This is a genomic window from Paraburkholderia sediminicola (assembly GCF_046030555.1).
In the GTDB taxonomy this organism is placed as follows: Bacteria; Pseudomonadota; Gammaproteobacteria; order Burkholderiales; family Burkholderiaceae; genus Paraburkholderia; species Paraburkholderia sediminicola_E.
On the sequence record NZ_JAQQCH010000003.1, the window covers coordinates 1 to 23,066 of the forward strand.

The 23,066-nt window shown below is 62.1% G+C and carries 13 protein-coding genes and 1 pseudogene; 2 read left to right on the forward strand and 12 right to left on the reverse strand.

Translation table 11 applies throughout. The features are described 5' to 3' along the window. Positions 1 to 486: 486 nt before the first annotated feature. The gene (gene rpoD / locus PQQ52_RS05810; RefSeq protein ID WP_408207765.1) at positions 487 to 2,487 is read left to right on the forward strand and encodes an RNA polymerase sigma factor RpoD; all 2,001 of its coding nucleotides are present in this window, start codon (positions 487 to 489) and stop codon (positions 2,485 to 2,487) included. Between the two features lie 254 nt (positions 2,488 to 2,741). Here the strand turns inward: rpoD and PQQ52_RS05815 are convergent, their stop codons facing one another. The 12 genes and pseudogenes from PQQ52_RS05815 to tssF all read right to left on the reverse strand — a co-directional run. Then, on the reverse strand, positions 2,742 to 3,539 hold the full coding sequence (locus PQQ52_RS05815; RefSeq protein WP_408207768.1) for a YfaP family protein: 798 nt from the start codon (positions 3,537 to 3,539) through the stop codon (positions 2,742 to 2,744). 22 nt (positions 3,540 to 3,561) lie between these two features. Further along, positions 3,562 to 4,344, reverse strand: a complete 783-nt coding sequence (locus PQQ52_RS05820) for a YfaP family protein (protein ID WP_408208602.1) — start codon at positions 4,342 to 4,344, stop codon at positions 3,562 to 3,564. Positions 4,345 to 4,505: 161 nt separating this feature from the next. Further along, positions 4,506 to 6,278 carry a DUF2300 domain-containing protein gene (locus PQQ52_RS05825; protein WP_408207771.1) on the reverse strand — a complete coding sequence of 591 codons (1,773 nt, stop codon included), beginning with the start codon at positions 6,276 to 6,278 and terminating at the stop codon, positions 4,506 to 4,508. An 11-nt stretch (positions 6,279 to 6,289) separates the two neighbouring features. Further along, positions 6,290 to 11,083 carry an alpha-2-macroglobulin family protein gene (locus tag PQQ52_RS05830; protein WP_408207774.1) on the reverse strand — a complete coding sequence of 1,598 codons (4,794 nt, stop codon included), beginning with the start codon at positions 11,081 to 11,083 and terminating at the stop codon, positions 6,290 to 6,292. Continuing rightward, positions 11,080 to 11,781: a DUF1175 domain-containing protein gene (locus PQQ52_RS05835; protein WP_408208605.1), complete on the reverse strand. Its 702-nt coding sequence runs from the start codon at positions 11,779 to 11,781 to the stop codon at positions 11,080 to 11,082. The genes PQQ52_RS05830 and PQQ52_RS05835 overlap by 4 nt, the downstream gene beginning before the upstream one ends. 159 nt (positions 11,782 to 11,940) lie before the next feature. After that, positions 11,941 to 13,731 (reverse strand): DUF2138 domain-containing protein, encoded by a 1,791-nt coding sequence (locus PQQ52_RS05840; RefSeq protein ID WP_408207777.1) that lies wholly within the window; start codon positions 13,729 to 13,731, stop codon positions 11,941 to 11,943. A 490-nt stretch (positions 13,732 to 14,221) separates the two neighbouring features. Beyond that, positions 14,222 to 15,418 carry an aminotransferase-like domain-containing protein gene (locus tag PQQ52_RS05845; protein WP_408207780.1) on the reverse strand — a complete coding sequence of 399 codons (1,197 nt, stop codon included), beginning with the start codon at positions 15,416 to 15,418 and terminating at the stop codon, positions 14,222 to 14,224. 123 nt (positions 15,419 to 15,541) lie between these two features. Then, on the reverse strand, positions 15,542 to 16,714 hold the full coding sequence (locus tag PQQ52_RS05850; RefSeq protein ID WP_408207782.1) for an NAD(P)/FAD-dependent oxidoreductase: 1,173 nt from the start codon (positions 16,712 to 16,714) through the stop codon (positions 15,542 to 15,544). Positions 16,715 to 16,860: 146 nt separating this feature from the next. Continuing rightward, on the reverse strand, positions 16,861 to 18,360 hold the full coding sequence (gene amaB / locus PQQ52_RS05855) for an L-piperidine-6-carboxylate dehydrogenase (protein ID WP_408207785.1): 1,500 nt from the start codon (positions 18,358 to 18,360) through the stop codon (positions 16,861 to 16,863). Between the two features lie 246 nt (positions 18,361 to 18,606). Next, the gene (locus PQQ52_RS05860; RefSeq protein ID WP_408207787.1) at positions 18,607 to 19,701 is read right to left on the reverse strand and encodes a type VI secretion system protein TssA; all 1,095 of its coding nucleotides are present in this window, start codon (positions 19,699 to 19,701) and stop codon (positions 18,607 to 18,609) included. Between the two features lie 15 nt (positions 19,702 to 19,716). Further along, complete coding sequence (tssG, locus tag PQQ52_RS05865) at positions 19,717 to 20,760, reverse strand: type VI secretion system baseplate subunit TssG (RefSeq protein WP_408207790.1); 1,044 nt, start codon at positions 20,758 to 20,760, stop codon at positions 19,717 to 19,719. Beyond that, positions 20,760 to 21,926 (reverse strand): annotated as a pseudogene (gene tssF / locus PQQ52_RS05870) (type VI secretion system baseplate subunit TssF); the annotation flags it as partial. The gene tssG and the pseudogene tssF, both read right to left, overlap by 1 nt. Between tssF and PQQ52_RS05875 the strand changes: the two are divergent. After that, positions 21,921 to 23,066: a DUF2345 domain-containing protein gene (locus PQQ52_RS05875; RefSeq protein WP_408207792.1), complete on the forward strand. Its 1,146-nt coding sequence runs from the start codon at positions 21,921 to 21,923 to the stop codon at positions 23,064 to 23,066. The pseudogene tssF and the gene PQQ52_RS05875 overlap by 6 nt on opposite strands.

Genomic DNA, 23,066 nt, shown 5'->3' on the forward strand with positions numbered 1-23,066 from the left:
GAGAACGGTCGGCATGTCGTCAACCCCCTTTTGTGAATTTTCTTTGGGGCAAAAGCGAATCAACGCCCGGACTTGCATCCTGCTATAGCGCCCCTATATATAGCGAGGCGGCGGAATGCAAGCACGCCGTGTGAGGGTGCGCGAGTTCATCTATAGTAGGAGGCTTGTCGCCAGGCGCGACGAATGGCCGGCACGCCGTTCGTAACGAGCCCCCGCCCATGACCAGCGGGGCGCGAGGGAGTCTGCGGCAAGAGTGCACGACGAAATGGTGTGCTCACAATGAGCGCGAAGGCGCAAGGTCGTATATAATGCGAGCCGCGCAAATTCGCACTTTTCTATCGGCCCGCTTCGCGCGGGCTCATCTTTTTTGCTCCCCAGAGCACAGCCAAACAACCGCGTTGAGTCACTCAGGTGATGTTGAGCCATGCTCGAAACGCCTGACGGTCGCGTCTTGCGTCTCATAGCGAAGCCTCTAGAGGAGAATACGTGAACCCTTTTGATCGCGAAGATTCGCAACACGAAACGGCCGGATACACCGCCAAGGCACCCGCTGGCCGTACAGCCAAGGGCAAAGGCGCCGGCAAAGCGATCCCCGTAGCGGCTGAGCTTCTGCCGCAACAAGCCGAAGAACGCCAGCGCCAGATGCGCGCGCTGATCCAGCTGGGCAAGGAGCAAGGCTACCTGACCCACGCGCAGATCAACGACCACCTGCCCGACAACTTCGCGCAAACGGCGGCTATCGACAGCATCGTCAGCGCCTTCAATGACATGGGCGTGGCGGTCTACGAGCAGGCTCCGGATGCGGAAACCCTGCTGCTCAACTCGAACGCCCCCGCCGTGGTGTCGGACGATCAGGCAGACGAGGAAACCGAAGTCGCGTTGTCGACCGTCGATTCCGAGTTCGGCCGTACGACCGACCCCGTGCGCATGTACATGCGCGAAATGGGCGCAACCGAGCTGCTGACCCGCGCGGGCGAAATCGCGATTGCGAAGCGCATCGAAGACGGTCTTCACGAAATGGTGCAGGCGATTGCCGCTTGCCCGCTCGCGATCTCCGCCATTCTGGCAAGCGCTCAACAGGTCGCGGACGGCGAATTGCGCATCGACGAGCTGGTCGACGGCCTGAATGAGGACACGGTCGCCGCGGAAGATGCCAACGCGAGCGCGGACGCGGCGGACGTCGACACCGACGCAACCGACGATGACGACAGCGATAGCGAAGACGACGACGACGCCGGCCCGGCCGATTCCTCGGCGGCGGACGAAGCACGTCTGAAGCAGCTCACCAACGACTGCCTCGAAATCTTCGCCCAGGTCGGCATCCTGTCCGACCAGATGAACGCCTCGCACACCCGCGGCGACGTCAGCTCGAAGGCTTACCTGCGCGCCCGCGAAGAGATCCAGCAGCACCTCGCCAAGATCCGCTTCACGGCACGCACGATCGACCGCCTGTGTGGCGACGTGCAACATCAGGTCGCGCAAGTACGTGCGATCGAGCGCCGCATTCTGCAAATCGTCGTGACGAAGAGCGGCATGCCGCGCGAGCAGTTCATCGAGTCGTTTTCGGGTCATGAAGCCGACCTGGGTTGGACCGAACGTGCCGCGCGCGGTGCGTCGGCGTTCGGCGCGGCGCTGGAGCGCCATCTGCCGGCAATCCAATCGGAACAGCAAAAGCTGATCGACATCGAGGCGACCGTTTCGCTGCCGCTCAAGCATCTGAAAGAGATCAATCGTCAGATGGTTGCGGCCGAATCGAAGATGCGCAAGGCCAAGAGCGAAATGATCGAGGCGAATCTGCGTCTCGTGATCTCGATCGCGAAGAAATACGTGAACCGCGGCATGCTGTTCCTCGACTTGATCCAGGAAGGCAACATCGGTTTGATGAAGGCGGTGGACAAGTTCGAATACCGCCGCGGCTGGAAGTTTTCGACGTACGCAACGTGGTGGGTTCGCCAGGCTGTGACGCGCTCGCTCGCCGATCAGGCGCGCACGATTCGCGTGCCGGTGCACATGATCGAAACGATCAACAAGCTCAACCGCATTTCGCGCGAGATTTTGCAGCAGACTGGTCAGGAAGCCCATCCTTCGGTGCTGGCCGAACGCATGGAACTGTCGGAAGAGAAGGTGCGCGGCATTCTGAAGATCGCCAAGCAGCCGGTGTCGATGGAAACGCCGGTCGGCGACGACGGCGACGCCACGCTCGGCGACATGATCGAAGATTCGGCAGCTTCCTCGCCGGCTGACGCAGCGATGCAAGCCGACTTGCGCGCCGCCATCGATGACGCGCTCGACTCGCTGTCGCCGCGCGAAGCGAAGGTGCTGCGTATGCGCTACGGCATCAACACGAAGTCGGACCACACGCTTGAAGAAGTCGGCAAGCAGTTCGACGTCACACGCGAGCGGATTCGTCAGATCGAAAGCAAGGCAATGCGTAAGCTGATGCATCCGAGCCGCGCAGATCGCCTGAAGTCGTTCCTCGACCGTTAAGCAAACGGGTTGCGCTTGTCGTGTGTCATGCACGGCAAGCGCATGCCGCACACGCTGCGCGCGCAACCGACCTGAACCGCGTAACGTCCGCCGGCAACGGTCTCATTTATCCACACAAATTGTTCGCAAGCCTGTGGATATCCTGCGCAAGACTCACACAAGTCGTTGAGCGTGTTGAGATTTCACCCTCTGCTCGCACCAGGTCGCAAGCGGCGGAGCGTACGGCTTCGCGGGCAAAACGCACGGCCTTAGGCTTAAGGCATTACAAACGTCTTCACGAGCGTCAGTTCGCCCGGCTTACGCATCGGCACGCGAATCGTTTCGCTCTTCTCGTTCGGCGTATTCTCGTTCGTGATGATCGTCACCTGCGCGACAGTGATATCGCTGCCGCTGTTTCCGTTGCCGTAGTAATTCACGTACACCAGATACGTACCCTTCAACGGCGCCGCCGACGAGTAAATCTCCGGCCCGTAGCCGGTCGTCACATCCACGTCGAGCGCGCCGCCGTTCGGCGCAACGCGGTCCCCATACCAGGTATGCACGCCGTCCGGCGAGACGACATGCAAATCCAGATCGGTCCCGTCGGTGTCCCACGCGAGCACCACACGCAACTTCGGTTGAGTCTTGCCGCTGTACGCGTCGTAAAACTGCACGCGCTTGCGCGAACCATCCGGCGCCCGCAATTCAACGCTATTGCTGCCGGACGGAAACGCGTAAGGCCGCGAAAATTTGCCGTCTTCCTCAACGCGCTGCGGCAACGGCGTACCGTCGACCACCAGCGTGCCCACCGTGGTGCCCTTCTTCTTCGGCGCGTTGCGGATTTGCCCTTCGATCAGCGCGAACTTCGACTGCCCTTCCGGCGTCGTGACCGACACCGCCGGATAATGCACGTCCTGCGTATAGCGCTCGCTGTCGCCGCTGGTGTTGCGCCAGCCGTTCAACGGCGCGCCGAAGTCGATATCGCTCGCGTGCGCCGCCGTCGCAGCCTGCAAACAGGCGACGACGAGCACCATCCAGCCAGCCTTCACCCAACCCGTCGTCTTGACCTTCATCGTCACTGCTCCCATCCCGCTGTCAAAGTCGCTCGCTTTTCACGAGTATCAGGTCGCCGATCTTGCGCAGCGGCACGACCATCGTTTCACGCCGCTCGTTCGGCGTGTTTTCATTGAACACCAGCGTCAACGTCGCAGTAATCACGTCGCGCTCGTGCGCGGCGGCGTCGAAGTTGTAGCCGGTCGAATTGAAGTTGCCCCAGTAGTTCAGAAAGAACAGCCACGTACCGTGCTCGGGTGCCGCCGACGAAAATATCCCCGGCCCCGCGCCGTCCACCGAATCGACGTCGAAGCCACTGCCGTCTTCGAGCGTGGGGTTGGCAAAGAACGCGTGCAGACCGTCCGGCGTGATCACGTGCAAATCCACCTGCGCTTTCGGATCATCCCACGTGACGATCGCGCGCAGCTTCGCTTGCGGCTTGCTGCGGTCGGCTTCGTAGAACTGCATGCGCTGGCGTTGTTTTCCGTCGGCGGAAATCAATTCGATGCTGTTCGAACCGGCGCCGAATGCCCACGGACGCGCGAAGGCGCCTTCGTCGTCGGTATAGAGCGGCGTCGGGTTGCCGTTGACGACCAGCGTCGGCGGCTTGCGCGCGTGTTTGTCGATGCGCTTCAGACGCCCTTCGATCAGCGTGCGATAGCGTTGCGCGCCACGGTCGACGGGCGGCCGGGGATACGCCGCGACGAACTGCTCGCCTTCGTTCGTCAGTCCACTGTGACGCCAGCCGCCAAATGCGCCGCTGAGATCGGCGAGCGCGCCGCCACCGCCACCATCCGCGCCGGCAGCTTGCGCATTCGTCGCCATATTCGCCGCTAGCGCAGCCGAGGCCACGGCCATTGCCATGCGAACTCGAACACCGCGCGTGGATGGCCTAAGAGGCGCCAAAGCAACAGCCACAAGAATTCGAACGCGGCGCGTCACAGGGAGCGTGCGGAACATGGCGGAAAGCGAGCGCGAGACGGTATTCATTGGATCGGATTGTCGGTACGAATCAGCGTGCGCGCGGTACGTTCGACGAACGCTTCATCGAGGCCACGCGGATGATGCTGGAACGCGAGGTGAATATATTCATGCGCCAACGCGATACGGTCCTCTTCGGTTTGCAGGCGATACACGTACACGCGGTTGCGCTGCGCGTCCGCATAGGGCCGCCCCTCACGCACCGCACACACGGCCGGCAGATCGGGCGTCTCGTAGCCGGCTGCACCGTCTATGCGCCGCGCCCACAACGGCGCGTTGCGCTGCAGCCATTGCTGGGCGCCAGCCACCTGGATGCAATCGCCCGACAACGGGCTCTCGAACGACGTCAAGGTCGCCTGCGGCCAGGTGCGGGAGAGAATCGCGTCGAAAGTGAGACCCGTGTGCGCGGACGCTTTCGCGGCAAGCCAGCTCATCTGACCGGGTGCCGCCTGGTCGTGGTGATACTGAACCGGCACGCCGGTGAGCACGAGGGTGTCGGTGAGATCGGCCGCACGGCGCGCCGCAGCGGTCGGCGCGCGCGGCAGGACGCGCTGCGTGCTGCTGCTATCGTCGATACGGAAGCAGCCGTGATCGTGATTGCCGTGCTGCACGACGTAGGACCGCGCCGCGACCGCCAACGCTTTTGCCGCTTCCGGCTGGCTCGTGTCGCCTTCCCGCTCGACGACCCGTGCGACGTAGTCATTCATGCCGAAGCGGCCAACCACTGTTGGCGCACCTGTGGCGTCGCGATCAAGCCGCAGTTCGCCGCGGCTTTCCACACGCGCCCAGTTGCCGTTGACAAAGCCGATCCGGAAATCGCCGCGCAGCGGACCATCGGGCACCGCTGCCGGCCCTTTGTCGCCGAGCACCTGGCGAATCGGATAGCGGCTGAAGAAATCGACCAGTACGCACGCGTTGTCGTCCGGTACGGTGACTTGCGTGAGCAAGGGCGCAATGCGCGGCGCGGCAGCGGCCAGTACGCGCACGCTGCCGCCGGGGCCGCCCAACCACACCGGCGTGCCGTCGGCGAGCCAGCCTGCCGCGCCGCCCATCGAGGCGCCAGGCCGCGCCGGGTCCGGCATCGTCCATGTTTTGGCGCGCAGCACGCTGCCATATAGCGATACGGTCCCCTCACCGCGTCCGCTGGTCAGCACCGACACCAGCGTACTCGCCGCCGCTTCGCGCGGCCGTACCGGCATCGCCTGCAATGCGGCGAGCAGGTCGATCACCGGCACGCGGCGCGCGGGCGTCATCGCGTGCAGGTCGCGCAGCCAGACGGGCGCATGCGCGGCCGTCCAATACTTGCGCCAATCGGCAGGATCGAGCTGCAGACGTGCAGGCTCGAAAAAGCGTCCGCATGATTGCACCAGCGCATGCTCGCGGTCGATGTGACCACCCGTCATGCAGCAATACACTTCTTCAGGATCGCCGCCGCTGCAGGTGTAATCCGGCGTGGCGATATTGCGATCGACCAGGTAACCGTAAACGAACAGCTTCCACACGCTGCCGAGCGGCGTCTCCAGCGTCGCCGGCAAGGGGCGTGCGGACTGCGGCGCGAGGCCGTCCGCCGCGCCGGCTGCGCTGAATTGCCAAAGCTGCGATTGACCATCGCGCAACCAGGCGAAGCGCAGCATTTGCGCCGAGGACGCGGCGGGCGACGCCATCGCCATACCCACACCCACACCCACACCGCCAAAAACACACCCCACCCCCACGGCGAGCGCAATCCGCAGCATAGCTGCCAGACGATCGCGCGAGGGCCGAAGAGCGGGGAGCATAGCGGTCCCGTCTACTGAATACGCAGGGTCGTCATACGATCGCTCTTACCGCCTTCGAACGCCTTGGCATCCGGCTGATACATGCGAAAATAGCGCGCGGGCGGCAACGCGAACGTGCCTGGCAACGCAAAGCGCACCAGTTGCCGCAGCGTCACCGGACGATCGAGCAAGGGCACCGGCTGGTGATAAGCCAACTCACCCATCTCATACGAAGCGGCACGCGCGAACGGCTGCGGACCGCTTACCCCTTCCTTCTCGCCCGGCAAACCGTCGATCGACACACCCCAGCTAGTCGCCTCGACATCGCCGCCCGGCGGCAGCGGCACGTCGAGCAGACCATAGTGATACGCGTTGCCGGAGCGCGGCGTGAGCGTGACTTCGTCGACGTACAACGCATTGCTGTCGATCGCATCGCCTGGCTTGACGAGACGCGCGGTGAATGCCGAGCGGCCCAGTTGGCTCCCGGCATCACCCGCCTTCTTAGGATCGGCCTTCACTTCGAGCGGCTCCAGCTTGTAGAAACGACGTTCGACGGTGATGTTCAGACGACTGTCCTCGCTCGTATGGCTGCGGAATGAGACCAGCGCGTTCACGTCGGTACGCGCGCCGCCGGCATCGAGCGTGGTCGGCACGGTTACGCCGCTCCACTTCCACAGCGGCGTGCCGGTCGGCGTCGAAGCGCGCGTCCAGCCCGCGCCTTGCAGCGACGGCAGCGAAGCCGGCGCCGTGTCGCCACCGAGCGCTTTACGCACCCATAGCAACGTAAGCGCACGATCGAGCGTCGGGTAGTCGGCGCTGCTCTTCGCGAGCAAAGCCGATGGATCGATCGCCGCGCCACCGTCGCCACCCGTCATGTAAAGCAGGCTCTGCACGAGCGGCGCGGGATCGTTGGCCAATGCCGTACGCGCCGCGCCCGTCGCGGTATCGAAGCCGTCCGGCAGTTGAGCGCTCGTGCTGCGCGCCATGTTGGCGATCAGCAGCGTCGCCATCTGCTTGCCGCGCGGCGAATCGGCTTGAGCGAACACGATGCTGTCCGACGCGCCATACGTGCCGTTGCGTGCAGGGGTCGAAGCATTGGCCGCGGCCGCTGCATCGCTCTGCAAGTCCGCCGCGACGCCCGAAACCGGCGTGGCGACCGGCAAGCCCATCTGCTGCATGAACCACAGCGCCAGCGCGCGATGCAACAGCGGCTCTTTCGCACCGGCATCCCGGTAGACGTCCATCGCGTGCTGCCAGTTGTCGGCGGGCAGCGTAATGCCGAGACTGCGGCTCGCGAGCCAGTCCGCGTAGTACGCGTACGCGGTGATCAGCGAGCTGCCACCGGTCGTATCGCCCCACCAGCCGAACGTGCCGCCGACACCCGCCAGCATCGCCAGACGTTGCCGCTGATTACGCAACAGCGCTTCGAGCCCCTGCGTCGAACTCGCGTTGTCACCGCGACCAATGGCATCGTGGGCGAGCGCCAAAGGAATCAGGCGGCTCGACGTCTGCTCAGCGCAACCGTACGGGTAATTGATCAGATCGTCGGCGACGCGCGCGAACTGGCTCGCGGCACTGCCAATGAAACGCACGCTGACGTCCTGTGCATCTTGCGGAAGATTGAGCGGCTTGTTCGAGCCGTCGAGCGCAACCGTGTTCTGATGCAGATCGAGCCAGCCGCTCGCATCGAGATGGATGGTGGTCTGCAAGCGATCCACATCCTTACCCGCCCGACGCAAGGTCGCGTTGATCACACCCGCCTTCAACGCACCGGTCGGCAGACGCAAATAGTTGGCGCCGCGCTTGAGCGTGACCTTCTGGTTCAACGAGAGACCGCCGCCGTCGACCACCCAATCGGCGTCCATATCGGCGTCGGTCTGATTGAAGGCGATCATGTCGACGGCCGGCTGATCGTTGGCGCGGAAATGCGAAGGCCCGCTCCACTTCAAATACAGCGCCTTGTCCGAACGCACATACGCAGTGCGTTGACCGACCATGCCGTCCGGCGCCGCCGCGCGCACGGTAACGCGCCAGCGAGCCAGCGAGTCCGGCATCTTGAAGGTCATCGTGGCGTGACCATTCGCGTCCGTCTTCAGCGTTCCGTCCCACGCGGCCGTGTCCTGATCGTCACGACGCGGCCGTTCGAGCACCTTCACACCACGCTCGTTGTAATTCGCGCGTTGCGGGCCGCCTGGCGCGCCCTTCAACGGCGAGCGTGCAAGGTCGTACGTAATGAACGACAGACTCGACGACGTCCGCACATTGTTGCGGCGCGGGTGATAGAAAAAGTCGACGATATTTGGCGCGATTTCCGGCTGCAACACGTAGACCATTTCATCGACCACGCTCACCGTCAGATTCGCCGCTTCCGGCTTGCCGTTCAGCGTGCTGTCGAAGTTCAGCGTGACCGTATCGCCCGGACCGTACACCGGCTTGTCGCTCTTCACATTCAGTTCGATCTGCGGTTGCGCGACCACGATGCCTGCGTTCTGGAACACGTATTCGCCGGCGTGCACGTACAGCACGGAGAACGTCATGTTCGGCGCGAATGCTTCGCCGACCTTGATGCGCGCTTTCCACTGTGACGGCGCCACACGTTGCAATTGCAGCCAGTCGCCGCCTGCCGTCAGCAAAGCGCGGTGTTCGACGTTGTCGCGCTCCAGCGTCAGCAAGGCATCGTCGACCGGCATCGGGAACGTGATCAGCGCTTCGGCGGTGTCACCGATCTTGTACTTATCGCGATCGAAGACGATTTCGACGCTGCCCGGAATCGCCTTCAACCCATCGCCCGCCACCCAATGACTCGCAGCGGCGAGCAGATTACCCGTGTCGTCCTTGACCGACAGCATGTACGAACCCGGTTCGTCGAATTGCACCGGGAACGACAGCTTGCCGCCTGCCGTTGCGCCTTTGAGCACGCCTTCGCCGTGCGTCTGTGATTCGAGTCGCGTCCATTCCCACTTGGCCGGCGCATGCGAAGACGGATCGATCGTACCTAGCGCTTGCAGATCGAAACTGACCGCTTCCTTCGGTTGCGAAAACGACTTGGCTGTCGACAGGCGATAAGGCGTCGCGCCGCGTGCGATCAGCACCTCACGCGTCACACGCACCTTGTAGGCCGCGCCATCCTGCGCGAACAGTGTCAATGCATAACGGCTCGGCTCTTTGGCCGCGGGCAGCGTGAGGCTCGCGTTACCGTCGCTATCGGTCGTGAGTTCCTGCTGTTCCAGCTTGACCGGGAACAACCCCGCATAGCGCAACTCACCATCGACGATCGTCACTTTCTGCGCTCGCAGCGTGACCGAAACCTTGCTGTCGCGCACCGGCTTGCCGTCCGGATAGCGCAACTGGATCTTGCCCTTCAGTTGCTCGCCCGTCGCATAGTCGGCTTTATCCATCGACAGGTTGACGTCGAAATGCGGCTTCACGTATTCGGCGACACGAAATGCGCTGCCGTATACATCGCCGTTGTAATCGAAGCGCAGCGTGTAGCCGCCGGCGGTGGCATCGGCGGGAAGCGTGAACGAGGTATCCGCGCCCGTATCGGAAGCAAAATGCACCTTGCTGGTCGCCAACGGCGAGCCGTTCGGATCGAGTACGTCAAGCTTGATATCGGCGTCGGCAGGCGCGGTAGATTGCGTCGCGTTCTGGAACGTGCGGCCGATGAACTTCACATGCACCGCATCGCCCGGACGGTACATCGGACGGTCGGTCACCGCGTAGATCTTGGTGTTGTAGATCTCGCTGTCGTAATAGAAATTCTCCGAGACGAACACACCGCCTTGCGGATCGGTGCCGAGCACGTAACTGCGCTCGGGGCTCACGTGTTGCAGCACCAGTGCACCGTCGCTGCCGGTAGCGCCACTTTGCAGCACGCCTACGCCGTCGGTCCAGTTCACGTCGGTATTCGGCACGGGCTTGCCGTTATCGCGCCGTACGGTCCACACCAGCATGCCGCTCGACGCCGCTTTCACGACCGCGACCGTGTCCGATACGAACAGCAACGTATGCGCGCGATAGTTGCCGATCACCGCTTCGACGATATACAGCCCCGGCGGCAGCTTGCCGACCGGAATCATCACGTTGCCCGAACTCGCTTCGATAAAGTTACTGCTGCTGCCTTCGAGGTTCACACCCTTCGGCGGCGCAATCACCTTCGCATCCCAGATCGGATAGCGAAAGCGCGCGACCATGTCATAGCCTTTCAGCGGCGCGAATTGAGAGTTCTGCTGGAATTGCGTCTGCTTGCCGGCCTGCTCGCCAAGCTTGAATTGCGGCTCGGCTTCGGTCGCCTTGCTGCGCGTCGCGAACGACAGCACGCGTTGCCAGGCGCGGCGTGCTTCGGTGAACCAGCGGTCCCACAGATAAGCCAGCGTATTCGCCAGCCCTTCACCCTGATAGTTCGGCGCGACATTCAAGCGATGCAGATTCTTCTGCGCCTTCAAAAAGTCCAACGGCTTTGGCACGCGATACACGACGATGTCCGCGCCGCCATACGCTTGCAGCGCGTCCTTGAAGTCCCGACCGGGCGCTTCCAGCCGCACCTGCGCCAACTGATCGCTGCCGAAGCTCGCATCCGAGAGCAGGAAGAACGGCTGACCGTCGATCTTCTGCGAAGCAAAGTTGCTCGACGGCGCCGGTTGCAGCGTCGGATTCGCGGCGATGTTGGTATCGGCGGCGGTGCTCGAAGCGTCGTCGTCGGCATGGGCCGCCGGTGCGATGACGAGCGCCATGGCCGCGAAGAGCGCAACCGCAGTGAAGCCCGCGCGACGATGTAAGTTGCCGAGCCAGGCGCGCGACGCAGTGACGAAGTTCATTCGGGTCATGGTGTCAGAAAGTCCAAACGAAACACGCCAACGAAATTCGGATTGCCGTCGAGCGGCTGCCAGCGGGAATCTTTCCATTGCATCAGGTCGGAGACGGCCACGGCGCGCAGACCGGTATCGGTCGGCGTAACGGTGCCTGTGTGATAAGCGATGTAGCGATCCAGCCAGATCATCAGATGCTGGTCGTCGCCCTGGTCGAAGAACAGCAGGTCGCCAGGCAGCGCCTGGTTGACGTCCTTCGAAACAAAACGGCTATTGCGTTGAATCAGTGCGATCGCCGATGCGTATGCGCCAGTGGAACCATCGAGCTGGGTCCAGCGATTCGCGATTCCGCGTTGCGATGCGGACAGTTGCAGTTCGGGCGGCATGCTGCTGGTGTCCGCGAGACTGGTCATGCCGTTGGCGCGCAACCATTTGGTGTCGTGCGGCTTGAGCGTTTCGCCGACGGCAAAGCGCACGAGACCCGCGCAATCGCGTTGCGTCCAGCGCGGCGTCGGGCCGCGGCGCATTTGCTGGTCGACGATGCGCACGAACCAGGCGCGAAACGCGACGGATTGCTGCGGTGAGAGCGCGTCGGGGTCGGGCGATGCGGTGGCGCTGGTGAGCGCGTTTGCATAGGGCGCGAGGGCGGCCATAACGAGTGCTGACGCAGCGCGTGCGAGCCAGACGCGGCGCGTGGCAGAGAGGGCGTGGGTCATCGACGAAGTAGCGGTCGTGTCAATCGCGGCGGCTGCGTTGCCCGTGCCAGTGGCGAAATGCACGATCCGTGTGCGCTCACGCGCCGCACATTTACGCGCCTGTGCCTGCACGCGCGCATCCCTCGCGTATACCACGTCACCGACGTGAAGGCGGCGCATTCAATCGCCCTCGGTGCCGGGTTGTTCCGCAGGCGCATCGGCCGCACCGGCATCCGCACCGCCACTCGCCCCCGCCTTCGCACGATCGAACCACCACTCCACCGGCACCCAACCTGTGGAGCCGGGCAAGTTCTGCGGCAGCGTCAACGAAACCGGCGGGTAATGTGCGAGCGCATGCAGCTTCGGCACGAGATGAGTGCGCGAGGCATTGCGGAACACCGCTTCCTGATCCGCCGGCAACGCCGCGCCCGCTTCGCGTTCAATCAACGCAGCCGCGGACGAAGGCGTCAGCGTGAGAATCGTGTGCGGCAGACGCTGCGGCGCGAGCGTATCGGCGAGCGCCGGATAACGCTTGTCGAGCACGGCGAGCGTATCGTCGACGAGACGCGAATCAGGAGAGAAAATCAGGTAACCGTGCGCCAGTGCGAGCGTTACCGGGAAATAGCGCTCCGCCGAGAGTTGCGAGGCGAATGACGCCTTGCTGGACACTGCGGTACCCGAGCGTGCACTGACCGGCCGTTGCCACACGGTGACGCTGGCGCCCTGGTCATGCTTCGTGACTGGCAAGCGACGATAGCCCGAATCAGCGTCGCCGGATTTGGCGGCCTTCGCCTCGTACGCGCCGATCACGTTGCCAAAGGTCTTACCGAGTGCGGCCTTCAGCGCAGCGATGCTCGCCGCGTCCTGCGTCTTCACGCGAGCGACGAACACCGGCGCGACCAGTGTGGACTTCGCATACCAGCAGACGGCCGCAGGGCCGGCGAGCTGATCGCCGATCGCGGCGGCGCCGTCCGCGCCCACGTCCGCAACCTTGCCCAACAGACCCGACGCCTCTTTCCAGTCGGCCGGCAAGCTCGTGCACGCCGCCGGATTGGCCGGCAACGCGCGCCACAAGTCGGCGCTATTCCACGCCTGAGGCAACTTGCCCGGCTCGATCAGTGCGGAGGTTTGCCAGTTCGCCGCCAGATTGCCGTTCGGCGAAAAATCGAATCGCAGTGCGTCGATACCTGAGAAGAACGCCTGATAGCCAAACGACAGATAATTCGCGGACACCACCAGCCGGTGGCCCTTCGGCGCATCGCCAGGCGCGTCCAGTTGATAGGCGCGTGCCGCATCGTCGCGGCCTGACGAAAGCATCTCGGACACGGCATCGGCGCGCTCGCTCAGCAAGCTGCCTTTCGCGTCGAGCAGCACGCCGGGTGCGGACACCACGACCAGGCGGTCGTCTTTCGTCGCGAACAGAATCGTGCGGCCAACCGCCAGCTTTAACGCGTAAACCGGTACGTCGCCGGAGAGCTTCGCGACCTGGCTCAACTGCGAGTCGCTGGCGGCGACGTTGCCGAAGCCCTGCAGCAGCTTCGCCAGACCGTTACGGTGCATCGACATCACCCAGTAACCGAGGCGGCCGTCCGGCGAGCGCCACAGCAACACGTGCGCGGGTTCGTCGAATACGCGGCGGATCAATTCATCGCGCCAGTCCAGTTGATGTTCGAATGCGAGACGCCGCAGCGCACCTTCGGTGGACAGCCGCGTGTCGTTCGATTCGTAATAGTCGACGAAGTCCTGAGTCAGCACGTCGTGCAACAGCGGTACGCGCAAGATATCGCGCGGCAAACGCGAGAGCGCTTCGCTGTCGATCACCGCATCCGGATGATGAATATCGAGCACGACTTCGGCGGTTTCGGCGGCTTTGCGATGCGCGAAGGGACGCCACACCGCCTGAATGATCACGCCGGCCACGACCAGAAGACCGACTACCAGGATTGCAATCTTTTTGCGCGACATCTTCATCTGATTTTTTCTGGTTCGATGCGACGGTATTAACGTGGATGGCCGATGAATTAACTCATCGGAATCATTCGCCGAAGGCAGCGATGATAACCGATATTTTTAGCCCCAAACCGGTGACACTCTTCATTTAACAATCAGCCATGTTTCAGGAGTTTGACGGAAATATTGAATGGGCGAAAATAAATCTTTAGAAAGCGTGCTCGTTTGAAGCGGCGGCTTGAGTTAAACGGCGGCGGAAAGGCGGCAGCATACAAAGAAGGGGATGCTTGCGGCGGCCGCCGGCTTGAGCAGCACAAAGGAGAGCCTGCGAGCATAGTCCGGCTGGGCGCGGGCGGATGCTGCTTTACCGGATCGGGATGGTTACGCTAAATCTTCGCGATTTAGCACCTGCATAAAAAAACCCGGCTACGCACTTCATGCTCACCGGGTTATTTCAGGCATTGCTCTTACTGCTTTGCTGCCAATACCACGTTAGTCGCGTTATCCGTCATCAAAACAGTACGAGCGCCTGCGTCATTCTCTGCACGCCGGTTTCGATTTCGGCGATATCGGGCGCTGCAAATGACAAGCGCAGTGCCGCCAGATCGATATTGTCTTTATAGAACGCGACGCCCGGCACGAACATGACGTTGCGCTCGATACAGGCATGTAGATAATCGGACGCGTTCTGCCCACCCTTCAATCGCGCCCACACGAACATGCCGCCGGCTGGACGATGAAACGCGATGGCGTCGCCCAAATGCTCATCGAGCGCGTCGCATAGCGCGCGGCACTTCACGGCGTAGGCATCGATGATTCGTGGCAGATGACGCTCCAGCGCGCCGCTCGCGAGGTATTCGGCGGAAATCACCTGGGCCCACGGCGAACTGCACAGATCGACCGTTTGCTTGGCGATCACGCAACGGCGCAAGATTTCCGCATGCGCGACCATCCAGCCGACTCGCAAACCCGGCGCGACAATCTTCGACAAACTCGAAAAATGCACAACCCAATCGCGCGAACCAGGCACCTGATCGCTCAACGCGAGCAGCGACGGTAACGCCGCGCCGCTGAAACGCAGGTCGCCATAGGGATCGTCCTCGACGATCAGAAAATGGTGGCGCGCCGCCAACTTCAACAACGCTATGCGGCGCTCGAGCGTCAAGGTTGCGCCAGTCGGATTGGCAAAGGTCGGTACGGTGTAGAGCAGCTTCGGCGGCCTCGTTAACGTCCCCGCGTCGAGCAATGCGGCGAGCGCGGCGACATCGAGCCCGTCCTGATCGACAGGCACGGTGACGACATCGGCCTCCTGCAGCTTCAGCGCCTGCAAGGTCGCCGGATACGCGGGTTGCTCAACCAGCACCACGTCGCCAGGCGCAACCATTACACGCAGCAGCAGATCGAAACCTTGCTGCGATCCGGTCGTGACGAGCAATGCCTGCGGCGTACAAGGTGTACCGCGCCGCGTCATCAGATGCGCGAGTTGTTCCTTCAGGACGGGAAGGCCGTCCGTCGGACCATATTGCAGACAGAGCGTAGCCTGCTGCGACGCGCGCGCTGCGGCCGCCTCAAGACCTTCGCGGTCGAACAGATCGCTTGCCGGATAGCCGCCGGCAAACGAAATCATGCCAGGCTGCGCCAGATACTTGAACAGCTCGCGGATCGGCGAACCGGTCGGCGCTTCGAACGCGGGGTTGAACGTGAACATGGTGGCGGGCCGTTTATCTTGTCGATGGAACATCGGCATCGATTGTGGCCATCGCCCGGGTGAGCGGCAAACGATATCTATGCACTACATATTGCGTTTTCCGCATTACCTCCCACGCACCGGCTAAACCACGTTCTTCTCCACGATTGGCCGGTTTTCGAGCACGCGAGCGAAGCTCAGCGAACCAAGATCAAGCGTCGTGTAGCGGCCATGCAAAATCAATTCGCTGATGCCGCGGCCAGTTGCCGGACCCTGTTGCAGACCGTGCCCGCTAAACCCGTTGGCAAAAATGCAGTTATCGACGTCCGGGTGATAACCGATGATCGCGTTCTGATCGAGTACGTTGTATTCGTAATAGCCGGACCAGCAATTCTGCACGCGCAACGCTTCGAATTGCGGCACACGGTGCGCGAGCGCCGGCCAGATCACATCGACGAATAGCGCGTGATCGACTTCGTCGAGCGGCAAGTCGTCGGGATCGTTATCCGCTGACGGCGACGTACCGCAGATGAACGATTTGCCCTCAGGCCGGAAATACACGCCGCTCGGATCGATCAGCAAAGGACAATGTTCGAGCCGCGCGGGCGACGTGACATTGAAAATACTTCGGCGTCGTGCAAATACCGGAATGTCGATACCGACCATCTGTGCGACTTTGCGCGACCAGGCGCCCGCCGCGTTCACTACCACGTCGCAGGCGTAGACCTCGCCATTCGCGGTTTGAACTTGCGTGACATGTTTGCCTTCGCGATGCAGCGCGGTGACGTCGGCGGCAACATAGCGCGCGCCGAGCGACTGCGCTTTTTTACGCAGCGCTTGCACTAAACCATAGCCGTCGAACCAGCCCTCACCGCTTTCGCCATAAGCGCCGGCAATGAGGTCTTCCGTATTGAGCCAGGGAAAGCGCGCTTGCAACGCACCTTTATCGAGCAAACTGATATCGGCGCCGAGACTCTTTTGCAGTGCGTGATTCTCACGCAGCGTCGTCTCACCGGCGGGTGTAGCGAGAAAGAGATAGCCGCCTTCGTGCAGATCGATCGACGGTTTCGCGCCGTCGATATCGAGCCGCTCGCCGATCGAGCGCAGAAACTCGATGCCGAATAGCGACATCTGAATAGAAAGCGGCGTAGAGAATTGCTGACGAATGGATGCCGCCGACAATGCCGACGACGAGCGCGCATAAGTCGGATCGCGCTCAATGACCGTGACGCTGACCGTCGGATCGGACAGTCGCAGAAAATACGCAATTGAGCTGCCGATCACCCCACCGCCGACGATCACGACTTTGGAACTCACGTCTTACTCCACGAGTAGCGTAGCCGCTCAGAAACGGCGGGCGGCGCAAACGGATTGCTGAAGAGGTTGTGAACAGCGGCGCATCAATGCGCCGCTGTTTTCTGCTGAATGCTCTACTGCTTTTTTCTGTGTTGCTACTTACCGGATCAGCCGATATTGAAGTCGATGCCCTGCGCGAGCGGCAACGCCGACGAATAATTGACCGTGTTGGTCGCGCGCCGCATATAGGCCTTCCACGCATCCGAGCCCGACTCACGACCGCCGCCGGTTTCCTTCTCACCCCCAAATGCACCGCCGATTTCCGCGCCGCTCGGTCCGATGTTCACGTTAGCGATACCGCAGTCGCTGCCCGAGTCGGACAGGAAACGTTCAGCTTCGCGCAAGTCGGTCGTGAACACGCACGACGACAAACCATGCACCGCCGCATTGTTCGCCTGGACGGCATCCGCGAAATCCGAATAACGCAGCACATACAGAATCGGGGCGAAGGTTTCCTTCAGCACCACCTCCGTTTGCGATGGCATCTCGACGATGGCCGGACGCACGTAGTAACCGCCTTCATGTCCCTTTACTTCGACGCGCTCGCCACCAAACACCTTGCCGCCTTCGGCCGTGGCCTGCTGCAACGCTTCCTGCATGCGCGCGTACGATTGCTTGTCGATCAGCGGCCCCATCAGCGTGCCTTTTTCGAGCGGATTGCCGATCGGCACCTTGCCGTACAACTGCTTCAGACGTTCGATGGTTTTGTCGTACACGCTCTCGTGCACGAACAGACGCCGTAGCGACGTGCAACGCTGCCCCGCCGTACCCACGGCCGAGAACAGGATGCCGCGCATCGCGAGCTCGTGATCCGCGGTTTGCGCGACGATGCCCGCGTTGTTGCCGCCAAGTTCGAGCAGCGAGCGGCCAAAGCGCTTCGCCACCTCAACGCCGACCGTGCGGCCCATTTCCGTGCTGCCCGTCGCGCTGACGATCGACGCACGCGGGTCGGCCACCAGCTTCGCGCCGACGTCGCGGCCACCGTTGATGAGGGCGGTGAGACCTGCCGGCGCGTCGCCGAATTCCTTCAGTGCCTCACTGAGAATCTGGTTGACGGCAAGCGCGGTCAGCGGCGTCTTTTCAGACGGCTTCCAGATCACTGCGTTGCCGCACACCAGCGCCAGCGCCGCATTCCACGACCACACCGCAGCCGGGAAGTTGAATGCCGAGATGACGACGCACGTACCCATGGGATGCCACGTTTCAGCCATACGATGGCCCGGGCGTTCCGAAGCGATCGTCAGACCGTACAACTGGCGCGACAGACCGACCGCGAAGTCGCAGATGTCGATCATTTCCTGCACTTCGCCCATGCCTTCCTGCAGAATCTTGCCGGTTTCGAGCGTGATGATGCTGCCAAGCGCGTGCTTCTTTTCACGCAGACGATTGCCGAGCAGGCGCACCAGTTCGCCGCGGCGCGGCGCCGGGACGTTGCGCCATGCCGTGTACGCCTCTTTCGCATTGGCGAGGGCCACGTCGACTTCTGCCACCGTGTTGCTGGCCACACGACCGATGAGTTCGCCGGTAATCGGCGAATGAACCGCGATGTCGCCGGCTTGCGCCGCGTGGGCGATGCCGAGGTCGGCGAGGATGGTGGAAGCGTCCATGAGAATCCCTTTAATTTCCGATACGAAACAAGAGTAAGTTCGGAAACTATACACGCGGGATTTGATGGCGGCAAGAATATTTGCCTGGGGCGGCTTGTCTGAACGCGCGATTGCGCTTGCTGCGCCTGCCGAAAGCGCTCAAATGCCCCGGCCCTGATGGCTGACGCGCACGCGCTCACCGATCAGTCCGCGGCGCCTCACCGCCCACCCGTCCGTTTCTTATTGGAAATAATGGGCGCACGACGCTCACGCCTCCCTATCCCACTGCACCAGCAGTTCTGGCGGAATCGCTTGCGCCACCTCGGCGTACCGCTTGCCGACGAACTGTTCCGCGCGCCGGAGCAGAACCGGAATCGGACTGCTCGGCTCATGGGTTTCGAACCAATGCCGTGACTCGCGTATCGCCTCCAGCGCTGTCTGCCGGTCAGAAACATGCGTGCTGGCGCTCCGCGCGGATTGAACCGGCTCGACGAGCTGCGGCGTCGCTGCCGCCGGTGCTGTGGTGGTGTCGTCGGGTGGCACATCCACGCCACCGACCCGCACCGCACAAGCGGCTGCGTCGTCCAGAATGGCGTCGTGCACAGTCTCACCTTCGATTGGCCACGCAAATAGCCGCAACAACCTACCCAGCGCGGACAGGTCCGGTGCAAATGAATGCAGGTGCAGTTCAGACCATGTCTCGATGCCCATGAAACTGGCCAGCGCCCGATCGAATTCACTCAACACGGCAGGATCCTGTGCGCGTAGATCGTCTAGTTGCTGCCGCACCGAATCCTGCGCAAGCGCATCGGCCAGGCGTGGCCGGGCAAACGCACGTTCCACGTCCCGCACCTGTAAGCGCGTAGCGGTCGACTTGACGATGGATATTTCCCGCACATCCGACAGCAGGCCATCGCCGTCGGTCAGTGCCTGGAGTGTGTTCGAGCGTATCTCTAGCGCTGCATCGCGATCCGCGTCGACTGCAAGTTGTGGATGGATCGTGTCAGGATACAGGTCGAGCCAGCTTGCCAGCAAAGACATACCCTCCGCGAAACCAGCGCCGCCAGCCAGCCGCGTCCGGCTGCGCGCGAACAGTACGGCGAGCCGGATATCCTTGCTGCGCAGCATCAGCCTGCGGCAATCTCGATCGATATCGCTCCAGTTGACCGGTTCTGGCGATCCGACAAAGTTGCCGTACTGTGCGTCCGGTCGCGCGGTCGCCTTTGCGGACAGGACGACATACTCCGGATCGTATTCGAGGTCGCTGCCACAGGGTGCGTCATCGGAAATGGGCCCTACCCAGTCATGGATAACGACATCGAGGCTCCGTGCTTTCGCCGTGGTGTGTTTTTTCGCGTTCATTGAAGTATCTGCGAGTTATTGCGCCGCCAGCGCGTAGTGTTCAGGTTCGAAGCGCATGCCCGTAATCGGTTCGCCCGTATGCGAGCGGCCGAGCCATCCCGACCAACCGAGCCGTTCCGCACCGCCAATCACGGCCGGCGGTGCGCTCTGTGCCTTGATCCGCAGTTCGAGTTCCCAGGCGAATTCATAGCCGATGAAGGCCCTGACCCACTCCACCAGCAATGGAAGATCATTACCCTGTGGCGTGAACCTCAGGTACTCGTCGATATCGAGCGGACCGATGACGATCCGAAACTTGTGCTGCCGGTCGGGTACCTGCTCACCGAGCATCGCCCCCTCGGACATCACCGACGGCGCGCCTGGCGCACCGAGCTTACTGTGCTCGGCAGGGTCGACCTCGATCCAGTTCCAAACGTGTTCATCAATGGCGACAGGCACGCCGAAGAACCGCGCGAGCGTGGCCCGAAGTCCGTCGGGATTGCGTGCTTCGCGTATCAGATGGGCTGAAGCTGACATGCGTGCGTGGGCCGGCAGCCGGCCCCGGCCTATTTCACCTGTGTTCTGCCCAAACAGGCTTGCCACGTAGAACGAGAACCGCTCGTCGTCCGGACGATCCAATCCGGCTGCAGCTTGCGCGGACGACCAGGCGCGGTAGAACAGCGTCAGGTAGCGGTGGTGAAAAAGATCCAGAAAATCGACGAGCGTATTGTCGCGCCTGCTCTCCTGGCGATCCCGCGCGATTTCCGTGACATGGATCGGCAATGGTCCATTAGGGCCGAGCATGCCGAGACCAAACAGCTTCACCCGGAGACGGCCGTCGATTTCTCCGGCCTCAGCAATCTCGCGGGGTGCAAAAGCGAGGCTCGGTTGCTGCCCCAGGCGAAAGGGTTCCGTCTGCGGACGCCGCGCACGCCCGATCGGTGGGATGCGGGAATTTGCACCGAGGCGCCGAAGCAGACTCAGAAAGCCGTAACGCCACGGTTCGGCGCGTAGCCGCTCGATCAGTTCGGGTGAGAGCACGGCATCGCGCATGACGGCCGGGAGCGGAGCGCGGTCCATCAGGCGGCTCCTCGCGTACCCATGCGCACGTCCCAGCGGGCAACATGTCCCCGCTGCATTGAGTGCAGTTCGGTTTGCGTAAAGACATTGATCGAGACGTGGCGCGCCAGAAAGTGCTCGAGAATCACGCCGAACAGGTACGGACTCGTGCCTGAGAATCCAGTTTCATCAACCGTCAGCAGGCATTCAATGCCACGCCCGAAAACAAGCGGCCCGCCTCCGGGCAACCGCCGGGTCACAGGCCGGGTCCTCACACCCACCAGACTCTCGATCTGCCGGCGTTGTGCTTCGTCGTCGCCAGTGAGGAACAACCGCAGCATGTCCCGCAGCCCCTGACCGCCCGCGCGATGATCGAGCTCCGCTAATGGAAGATAGTTGAAATTCAATTGGCGAATCAAACGCCAGGCCATTTCGCGCTCGGCGTACGGTGCTTGCGGCGCGCTGGGCGCGCGGATTATCCCGATGCCCTCAAGCGGAGCCGACTCCGATACGACGAGATCCCGTTCGCCGTTGTGCGGCACGAGGTTTGGCAGATCGCGGTTGGTGAGCCACGCGTCGACCGACAGATAGCGGATCGCCTCCGCATACGGCGCTTCGTTCTGGTCGACCAGCGACACAAACGTCTCCGTCCCAACATACGGTGTGCGCGTGCCGTAGCGGCGCGCGGAGTCGGACATCAGCCGGCGCTCGCGACGGATCGAGAAATAACGCCCGTAGTTGCCTTCATCGTTGTTGAGGGTCTGGTACAGGTGCCGGAATTCGAACTGTTCCGACGTGGCAGCGACCTGACCAGTTATCGACTCGACGGAAAATACTTCGTAGTCCAGTGGATGAAGTCGAGCCGGCACCAGATGGAATTCCGTGTCGCTCTTTGTCAGTTCGATACGATCCGTACGTTGCCGGAACAGATTGATGACAGGCGTGCAAAAAAGCGCGAAGCGCGATGCGTCGACCAGATTCGCGAGCGCTTCTGGCGCCCTGTCCAGCAGAACGACAATTTCGGCCTCCTTGCCAGTAACACGTCGCAGACCGCCTTCGAGACCGTTTAGCGAAAAGAAATAAAACCGGCTTGGGCATGCAAAATACTCGTGCAGCAGGTTGTGTCCATGAAAACTCGACCAGGTTAGGGGCAGCAGACCCTGATCGGATCCAAGTCCTTCGTGGCTAGCTGGCTACGCGTTTCGTCGCCGTGGCAGGGTAATGAGTTCGGGGCCATTCATCTGCCGCGCATCGGACAGGAAGTAATCGTCAGTCACCTGAATGGTGACCCCGATCTGCCGATCGTGACCGGCCGCGCTGTGAACGCGTTCAACGAACCGGCATGGAAACTGCCAGACAATCAGGCACTCTCAGGATTCCGCTCGCGCGAGATCGGTGGCAGTCGTTCCAACCATCTTGTGATGGACGACACCAAGGGCAAGATTCAGGCACAACTATCGAGTGACCATGCCCTTTCGCAATTGAACCTGGGTAGCCTGACACGAATTCCTGGTAACCTGGGGCGGCAGGACGCGCGCGGTGAAGGGTTCGAACTGCGCACTGATGCGCACGGTGTGGTGCGGGCCGCGCAGGGAATACTGCTGACAACCGAGGCGCGCCGAAATGCCCAGTCGCACGCGAAGGATCTTGGTGAGACTGTCCAGCGGCTCACTCAAGCGCGCGACCTCCATGAGAGTCTGACTCAGTTGGCGCAACAGCATCAGGCGCAGGACAGCAGCGCCGATCAGAGTGATGTCGCGAAAGCCATTAAGGCGCAAAACGACGCAATCCGCGGCGGGGCGAAGACGGACGACAACGGCTTCCCGGAATTCGCGGAACCGCATCTCACGCTGGCTAGCCCCACCGGTATTCAAACAACGACGGCGGGCAGCACGCATCTTGCGAGCGACGATCATCTCGCCGTGACCACAGGTGGAAACGTCGGTATTGCGACAGGCAACTCGTTCTTCGCAAGTGTCAGGAATCAGCTCTCCCTGTTCGTACACAGACTCGGTATCAGGCTCATTGCCGCATCGGGAAATGTGCGCATCGAGGCGCAATCCGACGATATAGAGATCATTGCCAGACGTGTCGTCGAGATCATGAGCACAACCGACTGGATCAACCTGAAGGCGAAACAGGGCATCCGCTTCAACGGTGGGGGCACCGAGCTGGAAATAAGCACACAGGGCATTCGCGGCTTCACGGCCGGTGAGTTTCTCATGCATGCCGGTAGCCACGATACGGAAGGTCCGCAAGCAAAGCCGATTCAATTCTCGCCCTTCTCTTCCGGACAGGCGAACCAGGCGTTTCCATTTTCCCTTTGA

Excerpts from the sequence above, each read along its gene's own strand:
- PQQ52_RS05815 (WP_408207768.1), bottom strand. The coding sequence starts at position 3,539 with ATGAAGGTCAAGACGACGGGTTGGGTGAAGGCTGGCTGGATGGTGCTC.
- PQQ52_RS05820 (WP_408208602.1), bottom strand. The coding sequence starts at position 4,344 with ATGGCGACGAATGCGCAAGCTGCCGGCGCGGATGGTGGCGGTGGCGGC.
- PQQ52_RS05825 (WP_408207771.1), bottom strand. The coding sequence starts at position 6,278 with ATGCTCCCCGCTCTTCGGCCCTCGCGCGATCGTCTGGCAGCTATGCTG.
- PQQ52_RS05830 (WP_408207774.1), bottom strand. The coding sequence starts at position 11,083 with ATGACCCGAATGAACTTCGTCACTGCGTCGCGCGCCTGGCTCGGCAAC.
- PQQ52_RS05835 (WP_408208605.1), bottom strand. The coding sequence starts at position 11,781 with ATGACCCACGCCCTCTCTGCCACGCGCCGCGTCTGGCTCGCACGCGCT.
- PQQ52_RS05840 (WP_408207777.1), bottom strand. The coding sequence starts at position 13,731 with ATGAAGATGTCGCGCAAAAAGATTGCAATCCTGGTAGTCGGTCTTCTG.
- PQQ52_RS05845 (WP_408207780.1), bottom strand. The coding sequence starts at position 15,418 with ATGTTCACGTTCAACCCCGCGTTCGAAGCGCCGACCGGTTCGCCGATC.
- amaB (WP_408207785.1), bottom strand. The coding sequence starts at position 18,360 with ATGGACGCTTCCACCATCCTCGCCGACCTCGGCATCGCCCACGCGGCG.
- PQQ52_RS05860 (WP_408207787.1), bottom strand. The coding sequence starts at position 19,701 with ATGAACGCGAAAAAACACACCACGGCGAAAGCACGGAGCCTCGATGTC.
- tssG (WP_408207790.1), bottom strand. The coding sequence starts at position 20,760 with ATGGACCGCGCTCCGCTCCCGGCCGTCATGCGCGATGCCGTGCTCTCA.